This is a genomic window from Streptomyces dysideae (assembly GCF_001514305.1).
Taxonomy (GTDB): Bacteria; Actinomycetota; Actinomycetes; order Streptomycetales; family Streptomycetaceae; genus Streptomyces; species Streptomyces dysideae.
In genome coordinates this window covers 21410-32510 of sequence record NZ_KQ949079.1, presented here as the reverse complement: position 1 = coordinate 32510, position 11101 = coordinate 21410, and the positions used below count along the sequence as shown (strand labels likewise).

At 70.2% G+C, this 11101-nt stretch carries 12 protein-coding genes and 1 pseudogene; 7 read left to right on the top strand and 6 right to left on the bottom strand.

The window, feature by feature from the left end; genetic code table 11:
* Positions 1-89 precede the first annotated feature (89 nt).
* The 3 genes from AQJ91_RS49090 to AQJ91_RS10520 form a co-directional block, all read right to left on the bottom strand.
* Positions 90-341, bottom strand: coding sequence for a hypothetical protein (locus AQJ91_RS49090; RefSeq protein WP_079084826.1), 252 nt, complete (start codon positions 339-341; stop codon positions 90-92).
* Positions 335-484 (bottom strand): hypothetical protein, encoded by a 150-nt coding sequence (locus tag AQJ91_RS53465; RefSeq protein ID WP_159054527.1) that lies wholly within the window; start codon positions 482-484, stop codon positions 335-337. The genes AQJ91_RS49090 and AQJ91_RS53465 overlap by 7 nt, the downstream gene beginning before the upstream one ends.
* A 437-nt stretch (positions 485-921) precedes the next feature.
* Positions 922-1206 (bottom strand): hypothetical protein, encoded by a 285-nt coding sequence (locus AQJ91_RS10520; RefSeq protein WP_067018845.1) that lies wholly within the window; start codon positions 1204-1206, stop codon positions 922-924.
* A gap of 105 nt (positions 1207-1311) precedes the next feature.
* Between AQJ91_RS10520 and AQJ91_RS54375 the strand changes: the two genes are divergently transcribed.
* Positions 1312-1527, top strand: coding sequence for a hypothetical protein (locus tag AQJ91_RS54375; RefSeq protein ID WP_067018842.1), 216 nt, complete (start codon positions 1312-1314; stop codon positions 1525-1527).
* 99 nt (positions 1528-1626) lie between these two features.
* On the opposite strand, the pseudogene AQJ91_RS10510 reads toward AQJ91_RS54375, so the two are convergent.
* The 3 genes and pseudogenes from AQJ91_RS10510 to AQJ91_RS57315 form a co-directional block, all read right to left on the bottom strand.
* Positions 1627-1919 (bottom strand): annotated as a pseudogene (locus AQJ91_RS10510) (helix-turn-helix domain-containing protein); the annotation flags it as partial.
* Positions 1920-2182: 263 nt separating this feature from the next.
* On the bottom strand, positions 2183-2566 hold the full coding sequence (locus tag AQJ91_RS49080) for an IS110 family transposase (protein ID WP_234382053.1): 384 nt from the start codon (positions 2564-2566) through the stop codon (positions 2183-2185).
* Between the two features lie 17 nt (positions 2567-2583).
* Positions 2584-2712 carry a hypothetical protein gene (locus AQJ91_RS57315; protein WP_267891177.1) on the bottom strand — a complete coding sequence of 43 codons (129 nt, stop codon included), beginning with the start codon at positions 2710-2712 and terminating at the stop codon, positions 2584-2586.
* A 104-nt stretch (positions 2713-2816) separates the two neighbouring features.
* Here AQJ91_RS57315 and AQJ91_RS10505 point away from each other — a divergent pair, with 104 nt between their 5' ends.
* The 6 genes from AQJ91_RS10505 to AQJ91_RS10485 all read left to right on the top strand — a co-directional run bounded on the left by AQJ91_RS10505 (position 2817) and on the right by AQJ91_RS10485 (position 11091).
* Positions 2817-4031 carry a serine/threonine-protein kinase gene (locus AQJ91_RS10505; protein ID WP_067018840.1) on the top strand — a complete coding sequence of 405 codons (1215 nt, stop codon included), beginning with the start codon at positions 2817-2819 and terminating at the stop codon, positions 4029-4031.
* Positions 4032-4119: 88 nt separating this feature from the next.
* Positions 4120-5775: a serine/threonine-protein kinase gene (locus AQJ91_RS10500; protein ID WP_067018838.1), complete on the top strand. Its 1656-nt coding sequence runs from the start codon at positions 4120-4122 to the stop codon at positions 5773-5775.
* Between the two features lie 38 nt (positions 5776-5813).
* Complete coding sequence (locus tag AQJ91_RS10495) at positions 5814-7358, top strand: serine/threonine-protein kinase (RefSeq protein WP_407696842.1); 1545 nt, start codon at positions 5814-5816, stop codon at positions 7356-7358.
* Positions 7349-7486 carry a hypothetical protein gene (locus tag AQJ91_RS58180; protein ID WP_407696841.1) on the top strand — a complete coding sequence of 46 codons (138 nt, stop codon included), beginning with the start codon at positions 7349-7351 and terminating at the stop codon, positions 7484-7486. Before AQJ91_RS10495 ends, AQJ91_RS58180 begins: the two co-directional genes overlap by 10 nt.
* A 137-nt stretch (positions 7487-7623) precedes the next feature.
* Positions 7624-9237: a succinic semialdehyde dehydrogenase gene (locus tag AQJ91_RS10490; protein WP_067018836.1), complete on the top strand. Its 1614-nt coding sequence runs from the start codon at positions 7624-7626 to the stop codon at positions 9235-9237.
* 39 nt (positions 9238-9276) lie between these two features.
* A complete protein-coding gene (locus AQJ91_RS10485; protein WP_067018835.1) occupies positions 9277-11091 on the top strand; it encodes a GMC family oxidoreductase N-terminal domain-containing protein in 1815 nt (604 codons plus the stop codon).
* Positions 11092-11101 lie beyond the last annotated feature (10 nt).

Here is an 11101-nt window from a genome sequence, read left to right as displayed (position 1 = left end):
GTTGGTTCCGCGCTGCCGGGGCGAGTGCGGGTCGCAGAAGTACACCGGGATACTGGACCTGACGGAGAACCGGGCGTGATCGGCCATCTCTACGCCTGGTCCCAGGTGAGGGAGCGCTTCAACTCCTCAGGGAGCCGGGCGAGTTCGGAGGACAGGACCATCGCGGTGCGCTCGGCGGTCCGGTCGTAGTTCAGCTGCAGCAGCATCAGGAACCGGGTGGACCGTTCGACCGGCGTGATGACCTGGCACTTGCCGCCTTTGCTGATGATCAGGTCGCCCTCCCAGTGGCCGGGCACCGCACGGTCGGCCGCCTCGGCGGGCCGCTCGCTGACGTTCACCATCCCGCGATGCGGGCCTGCTGGGGCCGCGTCGACCTGCGGGGGCGCCGCTCGATGCACCCGTGCCGCAGCGCGAGCTTGAGCTCCGTCTTCAATTCGCCCTTCGCCTGTGGGAACAGCGCCTGGTAGATGGTCTCGTGGGACACGCACATCGCCTCGTCACAGGGAAGTCCTCGACCAGCCGGCCCGCGATCTGCTGCGGCGACCACTCCTGGGCAAGTCCCGCGGCCACCGCGTCGCGGAGCCGTCGGTCCGCCTCCAGCCTCCGCGCCCGAGGCCGTCGGCGCAGCGCATCGGCGCGCTCCTGCGCCGAGTAGCCGTCCCGACCGCCGTTGCACGCCACCTCCCGCGAGATCACCGAGCGACCCCGCCCGAGCCGCTGCCCGATCAACGCAAACGTCTCGCTCCGGGCGGTTCCCCGGAGCGTGGATTCATGTTCCCGAATGGATTCGCTCGGTTCTGCGCGGTCATCCATCCGTTACGGATCAGTTCGTCAAGCTATTTCTTGGAGGAATCTATGGACTTCGGGAGCTCCGCCGAACAGTCCTAAAAGGCGGCCCAGATTGTTGTGCAGGAAGGCACCTCAGGCCCAGAACGTGCAACTGCGGACGATCGTGCTTCCTTCCCTGACCGCCACCTGCGCGCCGATGTAGTCGAGGCGATTGGGGGAGTGCGATGCATAAGTATCGAAGTAGATAGTCGACCCGGATCCGTTGTAGTTGAGATGCCAGGACCAATCCGTCACCCAGGCGTCATCCATGGAGCGGAAGTCCACGTAACTGCCCATCCAGTTGGTGAACGTCATGCCCCCCTTGGCGCCGGTCACAGAGCACGCGCCGTTGCCACTCGCCGCGCTGGCATCGGTCACTGTCGCAGCGCATATTGCCACCGCCGCGACACTCATGACGGAAAGGCGCTTCAATATGTTTCCAATAAGGAAAAGGTAAAGCTTTCATGGTTCGCATGACAGCGTGTGGCCGCCCGCCCGCCCGCCCGCCCGCCCGCCCGCCCGCCCGACCTGGTCAAGCACGCCGACGAACTGGCCGAATTCACCGGCCCCCACGAGCCGTCGCGTGCCACCGGGCCGCTGGCGTGCCGAGCCGGTTGCTCCCGGATCTTCGTAGACAAGGTATCCGGCAAGAACATGGGCCAGCCGGAGCTCGGCAAGGCAACTGGACTACCTCCGTGAGGGCGACTCCCCCTGTGTCTGGAAGCTGGACAGGTTCGCTCGCTCCCTTATCGACCCGGTGACGACTGTGTACGGCCTGAAAGAGCGCGCATCCTCACAGTGGGAGTAGTCGGCCCGTCCGTCGCCGACCCGGTCGCACTCGGCGAGGTGCCGGCGAGCAGGGCGAAGTCCGGATGGGCCTCGCGCAGGACCTTCAGCAGACCCGGCGCGCGTTCGGCGAGCAGGTGGATGACCGCGCGGGTGTAGGCGTGGGCGGCGGCCTCGCGGATCCCGAATCCGGCAGCGATCTTCGCCAGGGTGGTGTGTTCGCGCAGGTACACCAGTGCCGCCATCGCGTGCTGAGACGGGCGGAGCTTGCAGCGCCGGTCGCCCTCACGGGTGACGAGGAGCATGGTGACCCCTTATACGAGAGTCCCTCGTCGGTACAGCTCAGCGGGGTTCATGCGGACTGCACGGGTTGGAGGCTGCCCTGGAAGCCGAGGTGGTTGAGTTCGCTGACCGGGCGGCGGGTGGCACGGGTTTTGCCGGTGCGTTCGAGGAAGTTATCGGGGTCTTCGAACTTGAGCGGTGCGCCCCTGTTGGTCGGCGTCCGCCCCCAGGGCCCTCGTAAGCCGGGGATGTGACACTCCCGCGGAAACTGTCACATCCCTGCGGCTTACCAGTCGGCGCCCGGCGTCCGCGCACCGCTCAACTTCGAAGACCCAGTTATCGCCGCCGAGGTCGGCGTACTCCATATGGCGGGTGAACATGTGCCAGATGGAGACGATGATCGAGTGCCGCAGGGCAACAGGGCCCGTCGGCGACCGCGTCGGCCAACCAGACGCCGGTATCGGGCGGCGAGGTAGGTGTCCTTGGTGCGACAGGCGGAGATCGCGGCCTGGGCGAGCACTCCCTGGAGCCACGGGTCACCGGGACGGGACTTGCCGGAGAGGCTCTTGCCTGCGGACTCGTAAGAGCCCGGACACAGTCCAGCCCAGGAGGGGAGGTGGCCGGCGGACGGGAAACGGGAGATGTCCGCACCGATCTCGGCCAGGATCACGTGAGCGGTATGCGCACTCACCCCGGGGATCGTGGCAGCAGCTCGACCTGCCGTTCAGACGGCCGAATGCGTTCCTCGATGCGAGCGTTGAGGCGCCGTTCCACCGCGGTGGCCTCGTCGATCCGGTCCAGCATGGTCCGCGCCAAGGCCTGAGTTCCCTGGAGTGTGCCACCGGCAGTCTTGGGACGGCGGCATACTTGGCCGGTCGCCGCCCCGGAAGGCGCCCGTCCGGTGCGGGATGATGAGACGCATGGGGACCGAGGGGGCCAACTTCCGTGTGATCGCGGGGCGTTACCGCCTCGAGGCGACGGTCGGCCGCGGCGGCATGGGCGTCGTATGGCGGGCGACCGACCAGCTGCTCGGGCGGCAGGTGGCCGTCAAGGAGATGCCCCTCGACGAGACGCCGTCCGCCGCCGAGGCCCGCGCCCGGCGTGACCGCACCCTGCGCGAGGCCCGCGCGGTCGCGCAGCTCAGCCATCCGCATCTCGTCGTCGTCCATGACGTCGTGGAGCACGACGAACGCCCGTACATCGTCATGGAGTTGATCGACGGCGGCTCACTCGCCGACCGGATCGCTTCGCTCGGCCCCGTCGGTGCCCGCGAGGCCGCCCGGATCGGCGCCGATCTGCTGAGCGCGCTGCGCACCGCGCACGCCGCCGGGGTCCTGCACCGCGACATCAAACCGGCCAACGTCCTGCTGGAGTCCGGTACCGGTCGTGTCGTCCTGACCGACTTCGGTATTGCCCAGATCGAGGGCGCCACGACGCTCACCGAGAGCGGCTCCTTCGTCGGCTCGCCCGAGTTCACCGCGCCCGAGCGGATCTTCGGCGCACGGACCGGCCCCGAGTCCGACCTGTGGTCGGTGGGCGCGCTGCTGTGCACCGCGCTGAGCGGGGAATCGCCGTTCCGGCGCGACTCGTTGAGCGGCATCCTGCACGCGGTGGTGTCCGCGGAGATACGCCCGCCCGCGCAGGCCGCGCCGATCCTGGCCGTCGTACTGGGGCTGCTGGAGCGCGATCCGGAGCGTCGGCTGGACGCGGCGGAGGCGGAGGGGATGCTGCGGGGGTTCCTGGCGACGGGGCGTACGCCGGGCCGGCGGGATGTGACCGGAGGCCGGCTGCCGTCCCTGCCCGCCGAGGGCCGGCCCGTGATGGCCGACGGCCGGCCGGCGCTGCCCGAAGGCCGGTCCACCCGGTCCGTGCTGGCGGCCGTGCTGCTGGTCGCCGCGATGGCCGGTGCGGGCATCTCCGCGGCGGCGCTGCTCGCGGACCGGGACGGGAACGGGAACCGGCTGCCGCCGCCGTCGAGTTCGGCGCCCGCGTCCGTCGGGCCCAGTACCCGTAGCCCCACCGCCGCTGCCACCGTCACCCCCACGGCGACCGTGACCGTGACGCAGAAACCTTCCTCCTCGGTGTCTTCCTCGGTGCCCTCGTCACCGACACCCCACGGATTGCCGCCTAAATAGGAGATAAGCGGCACCCTCGGTCACGGGTCTGTGACCGGAAAGCGTTCCAGGTGGATCCGGAAGCACTTGGCGCGATATGGATGGAGCCATGAGCAGCAACGGGGGAGCCCCTTACGGGTCCGACGAGCCGACGAGTTTCGGTCTGCAACCACCGCGCCCGCCCGCGGCCGTACCGCATCCCGGCAACCCGTACGCGGCGCCCGCCCAGGTCGTCCCACAGCAGCCCATGACCGCCGCACCTGCGCAGGACCCCGGCACCGGACGCCTGATAGCAGGCCGTTACCGGTTGCTGGCCAAGCTCGGGCATGGCGGCATGGGGACGGTGTGGCGTGCCCAGGACGAGACGGTGGACCGTGAGGTCGCCGTCAAGGAACCCCGCGTACCGGACCATCTTCCCGAACGCGAACGTGTCAACGCCTATGAGCGGATGCGCCGCGAGGCACGTGCCGCGGCCAGGCTCGATCATCCCGCGGTCGTGAACGTCCACGACGTCGCAGTAGTGGACGGTCGGCCGTGGATCGTGATGGAGCTGGTGCAGGGCCGTTCGCTGGGTGACGCGTTGCAGGAGGGCACGCTCGGGGCCCGGGAAGCGGCGAGAATCGGCCTCGAGGTGCTCGGCGCGCTGGAGGCCGCGCACGCGGCGGGCATCCTGCACCGCGACGTGAAGCCCGACAACGTACTTCTCGGCCGGCACGACCGCGTCGTCCTCACCGACTTCGGCATCGCCCAGATCGAGGGCGAGACCAATCTGACCGACACCGGCGGCTTCGTCGGCTCGCCCGAGTACATCGCCCCGGAGCGGGTGCTGGGCCAGCGCCCGGGACCGGCGTCGGACCTGTGGTCCCTGGGCGTCGTCCTCTACGCGGCGACCGAGGGCGTGTCCCCGTTCCGCCGCAGCAACACGCCGGCCACCCTGCAGTCCGTCCTCAACGCCACCCCCGCCCCGCCCGCCGCCGCGCAGGGCCCGCTCGCCGACGCCATCAACGGCCTCCTCCAGAAGGACCAGGCGCGCCGCCCGAACGCAGCCCAGGTCCGCGCGCTGCTGGAGACCAGCGCCAACCCGCCCGCTCCGGCGCCCACGCAGGTCGTGCAGTTCACCGAGGGCGGTATCAGCGGTATCAAGGGAGGCGTCCGCCTCGGCCGCAAGGCGCTGCTCGGGCTCGGTGCGGCGGTCGTCGCGGCGGCGGTGGCGGCGTATCTGGTGATCGCCGATCCGTTCGCGGGGCCGCTGCCGGACGGCTGGAAGACGAAGCACGAGAAGGACCTCGCCGCGACGCTCGCGGTCCCCACCGACTACCAGCGGGGCGTGCCCGAGGAGACGGACGACGACCACTGGGTCACGTACACCGACTGGAGCGGGAGTATCTGGATCGGCCTGACCCTGGAGAAGAAGGCCGAGGACACGAGCAACAACATCGCCGACTCGGCGGCCGCCGAAATGTACGACGACGACGGCGGGTTCAAGGAGAGCGGCAGCTACGACCTCCGTATGCCCGAGGGGCCGAAGACCGAGCCCGTGGAGACGACGTACCAGGGCAAGAAGTCCGCCCAGAACAAAATCGTCTACACCACTACCGACAGCCAGGACCCACGCCCCCGCGAGCTGAGGATCTTCTACTACAAGACCTCCGCCGGCGACATGTACAAGCTCACCATCAGCTACCCGGGCAGGGGCGACTTCACGGAACGGGGCCGCGAGGTGGCGAGGACGGCCATCGCGAACCTGGACGTCGACAAACTCTGAACTGGCCAAGCGCCCGCCCCGCACGGTAGTCATGGGACATGAGCAACGACGGGGCCGGCGCGGGCCGTAAGGGGCGGGTGGTCGGCGGGCGTTACCGGCTGGCCGAGCGCATCGGATCCGGCGGGATGGGGACCGTATGGCGGGCGGTCGACGAGCTCGTCGAGCGTGAAGTGGCCGTGAAACAGCCGCGGTTGCCCGGCGATCCGGAGGACGAGAGCCATCAGCGGGCCGCCCACCGGCTCTACCGCGAGGCCCGCGCCGCCGCCCGCGTCGACCATCCCGCCGCCGTCGCCATCCACGACGTCGTGGTCGAGGAGGACGGACTCCCCTGGATCGTCATGGAGTTGGTGCGCGGCGAGTCCCTGCACGAGATGCTCCAGCGCGGGCCGCTGGCGCCCGCCGAGTCCGCCCGGATAGGCCGCGCCGTCCTCGGCGCCCTGGGCGCCGCGCACGCCGTCGGCATCGTGCACCGTGACGTGAAGCCCGCCAACGTGCTGCTCGGCGCACACGACCGCGTCGTCCTCACCGACTTCGGCATCGCCCACATCCAGGGCGAGGAATCCCTGACGATGAGCGGGGAGTTCGTCGGCTCGCTCGAGTTCATCGCACCCGAGCGGATGTCCGGCCGGGGCGCCGGACCGGCCTCCGACCTGTGGTCGCTCGGCGTGCTCCTGTACGCCGCCGTGGAGGGCTGGTCGCCCTTCCGCCGTACGACCCTGGAGTCGACGCTCGCCGCGATCCTGTCCGCGGATCCGCCGGAGCCCAAACAGGCGGGCCCGCTGGGGCCGTTGATCGTGCGGCTGCTGGAGAAGGACCCCGAGCGGCGGCCCGGTGCGGCGGACGTCGACGCGGTGCTGGAGGCGGTTGCCGAGGGGTGGCCGGTGCCGGACTCCGCCGGGGAGGGCGGGACGGAACCGGAACCTCAGGACGCCGTAGGACTTCGGGAGTTGGGGGAGGACGTAGGGACGGTACGACTCGGAGGCGACGACCCGGCGCCCGAACCCACGCCCCGGCCAGGCGATGGGCAGATACCCGAACCGGACACGGTCTCGCCTCCGAGCGCGAAGCCCAAGAAGCCGTCCCGCTTCCTCCTCCGCCCGCTCCCCGTGGCCGCTCTCGGTGTCGCCCTCGTGGCCGGCACCTGGTTCGCCGCCTCCGCCTTCATCACCGACCGGGACGACGGCCTCACGGAGATGAACCCCACCTACACCTCCGTCCCCGCCGTCGTGGACCCCACCCTCGCCCCCACCGCCGACAGCTGGCAGACGCACCGCGAGACGGAGATGGACGCCGTCCTCGCCCTCCCCGCCGAGTACGAGGAGTTCGCCCGGGAGGGCAGCGCGAGCGACCCGCCCCGGCTCGTGGTCTACGGCTTCGAGGAAACCATCCAGGTCCGCCTCACCCATGGGACAAGGCGCCCCGCGCCCCCAAGGCCCAGGCGCAGGAGGCGCACGCGACCTGGGACAGCTACAACGGCGACGCGAAGACGAACTACACCGACACGAGCTTCGACGGCTACGACGCGGTCCTCGCCGACACCACCTACGACCTGGAGGAGAACCCCACCCGGGTCATGCAGCTGATGATCCTCACCGACGACAGCCGCCTGTACGAACTGCGGGTGGACATGCCGAAGGGCACGGCGGACGAGAAGAAGGGCACGGCGGTCTTCAAGGGCGCCCGTGACCGGCTCGAGATCGGCAGCGACTGAATCCGGCCCGATCGTCGCCGCGCAACGGCCTGATCAGCGCGTTTGTTGCCAGTGGACACTGGCGTCGTGTGAGCACTCGGTGAATCCCTATTACCGGCGGGTACACAAAGCGTCCGCTCCGGCATACCCTGCGCCTCATGACGGACGCGCAGGCCCCGGCCCAGACCCGCACGAACCCCCTCGCCCCCGCCCCGGAGGGCGCCCGTACCGCCGCAGACGTGGTCACTCCCGAGCTGGTCGCCCAGCTCACCAAGGGCGTGGCCGGCTCCGGACGCACCGCCAGTCACACACCGTTCACCGGCGAGAAGCTGGCCGACCTGCCGGAGTCCACGCCGGAGGACGTACAGCAGGCCTTCGAGGCGGCCCGCAAGGCCCAGTCGGTCTGGGCGCAGACGCCGATACGGCAGCGTGCCGCCGTCCTGCTCCGCTTCCACGACCTGATGCTGGAGCGCCAGGCCGAGGTCCTCGACCTCATCCAGCTGGAGACCGGCAAGGCCCGTCTGCACGCCCACGAGGAGGTGCAGGCCGTCGCCGTCGCGGCCCGCCACTACGGCCGTAAGGCCCCCGCCTACCTCAGGCCCAAGCGGCACGCGGGCGCCATGCCCACACTCACGCGCGTCACCGAACTGCGCCACCCGCGCGGTGTCGTGGGCCAGATCGCCCCCTGGAACTACCCGTTGGAGCTGTCGGTCGGCGACGCGCTCCCCGCGTTCGTCGCGGGCAACGCGGTCGTGATGAAGCCCGACACCGAGACCTGCCTGACCGCCCTGTGGGCCCGCGACCTGCTCATCGAGGCCGGCCTGCCCGCCGACGTCTTCCAGGTCGTCCTCGGCGAGGGCCCCGTCGTCGGGCCCGAGGTCGTCAAGCACGCCGACTACGTCTCCTTCACCGGCTCCACCCGCACCGGCCGCGAGGTCGCGCAGGGCGCCGCCGCCCGTCTGGTCGGCGTCTCCCTCGAACTCGGCGGCAAGAACGCCATGCTGGTCCTGGAGGACGCCGACATCGACAAGGCGGCCGCGGGCGCGGTCCGCGCCTGCTTCTCCTCCGCCGGCCAACTGTGCATCTCCATCGAGCGGTTGTACGTCCACGAGTCCGTCGCGGACGCCTTCGTCGAGCGCTTCGCCGCCCGCACCAAGGCGATGCGGCTCGGCAAGTCCCTGGCGTACGGCGCCGACATGGGTTCGCTGGTCGGGGAGCGGCAGCTGGAGACCGTGACCCGGCATGTGGAGGAGGCGGTCGCCAAGGGCGCGAAGCTCGTCGCCGGCGGGGTGGCGCGCCCCGACATCGGCCCGTACTTCTTCGAGCCGACCATCCTCGACGGCGTGGAGGCCCCGATGGCCGTCTGCTCCGAGGAGACCTTCGGCCCGGTCGTCTCCATCTACCGCTTCAAGACGGACGACGAGGCGGTCGAACTCGCCAACTCCACGCCGTACGGCCTCAACGCGTCGGTCTGGACGAGGAACGGCACCCGCGGCCGCACGCTCGCCGCCCGCCTCCGCACCGGCACGGTGAACGTCAACGAGGGTTACGCCTCCGCATACGGCAGCGTCCAGTCCCCCATGGGCGGCATGAAGGACTCCGGCCTGGGCCGCCGCCACGGCTCCGAGGGCATCCTCAAGTACACGGAGGCCCAGACGGTGGCCCAGCAGCGGCTGCTGCCGATGGCGCCGGCGCTGGGGATGGACGACGAGAAGTACGCCCAGTTCATGAGCCGCAGCCTGCGGCTGATGAAGGCATTCCGGTTCCGTTAGACCGCACCACGGCTTCACCGCTTTCAACGAGGAGAGCACGTGTCCCAGGAGAACTCCGCCCGAAAACAGGACGATGCCCACGACTACGACGTCATCGTCGTCGGCTCGGGATTCGGCGGGTCGGTGACGGCCCTCCGCCTCACGGAGAAGGGCTACCGCGTCGGCGTCCTGGAAGCCGGCCGCCGCTTCACCCGAGAGTCCCTCCCCAAGAACTCCTGGGACCTCAAGAACTACCTCTGGGCCCCCGGACTCGGCATGTACGGCATCCAGCGCATCCACCTGCTGGGCAACGTCATGGTCCTGGCCGGCGCAGGCGTGGGCGGCGGCTCCCTCAACTACGCCAACACCCTCTACGTACCGCCGAAGCCGTTCTTCGACGACCCCCAGTGGCGGGACATCACCGACTGGCAGGAGGAGCTGAACCCGTACTACGACCAGGCGCAGCGCATGCTCGGCGTACGGCTCAACCCGACGATGACCCCGTCGGACGTCCACCTGAAGGCGGCCGCGGAGCGGATGGGCGTCGGCGACACCTTCCACATGGCGCCGGTCGGCGTGTTCTTCGGCGACGGCAAGGACGCCGGCGGGGACGCGAAGGCCGGGCCGGGCACGCAGGTCGCGGACCCCTACTTCGGCGGCGCGGGCCCGGACCGCAAGGCCTGTACCGAGTGCGGCGAGTGCATGACGGGCTGCAGGCACGGCGCGAAGAACACCCTCAACGAGAACTACCTGTACCTCGCCGAGAAGGCGGGCGCGGTCGTACACCCCATGACGACGGTGGTGTCGATCACCGACGACTCGCAGGGCGGATACGCGGTGGCGACGCTGCCCACGGACAACAGGAAGAACGACAAGGGCAGGCTCTTCAGGGCCCGCAAGGTCGTCCTGGCCGCCGGCACCTACGGCACGCAGACGCTGCTGCACCGCATGAAGACGGGCGGCCAGTTGCCGTACGTCTCCGCGCGGCTGGGCGAGTTGACCCGCACCAACTCCGAGGCGCTGGTCGGCGCGCAGACCGACAACCGGCGCTACCGCAAGGTCACCGGCGACCGGAAGGTCGACTTCACGCGGGGCGTCGCGATCACGTCCTCGATCCACCCCGACGAGAACACGCACATCGAGCCGGTCCGCTACGGCAAGGGCTCCAACTCGATGGGTGGCCTGTCGATCCTCCAGGTCCCGTACGCGGAGGGCTCGTCGAGGGTCGCGGCCTGGCTGGCGCACGCGGCCCGCCACCCCGTCCAGGTCCTCCGCTCCCTCTCCAACCGCCGCTGGTCGGAGCGGACCATCATCGGCCTGGTGATGCAGTCGCTGGACAACTCACTCACGACGTACCTGAAACCGGACGGCGTAGGAAAAGGCCTGCTGACAGCCCGCCAGGGCCACGGCTCGCCCAACCCCAAGCAGATCAGGGCGGCTTCGGAGGGCGCGTCGGCGATCGCGGCGGAGATCAACGGCTTCGCGGGCTCCAACGTCGGCGAACTGATGGGCACCCCGCTCACCGCCCACTTCCTCGGCGGCTGCCCGATCGGCGCCAGTGCCGAGGACGGCGTCATCGACCCGTACCACCGCCTCTACGGCCACCCCGGCATCTCGGTCGTCGACGGCGCCGCGGTCTCCGCCAACCTGGGCGTGAACCCGTCGCTCACCATCACGGCCCAGGCCGAGCGCGCGATGTCGTTCTGGCCGAACAAGGACGAGACGGACCCGCGCCCGGCCCAGGGCATGCCGTACGAGCGTCTGCAGCCGGTCGAGCCGAAGGCACCGGCGGTCCCGACGGAGGCGTTCGGCGCGCTGCGGCTGCCGTTGCTGGGGGTGCCGGCGGTACCGCCGAAGAAGGGTGCTGGCGGGTGACGTCCGGCCC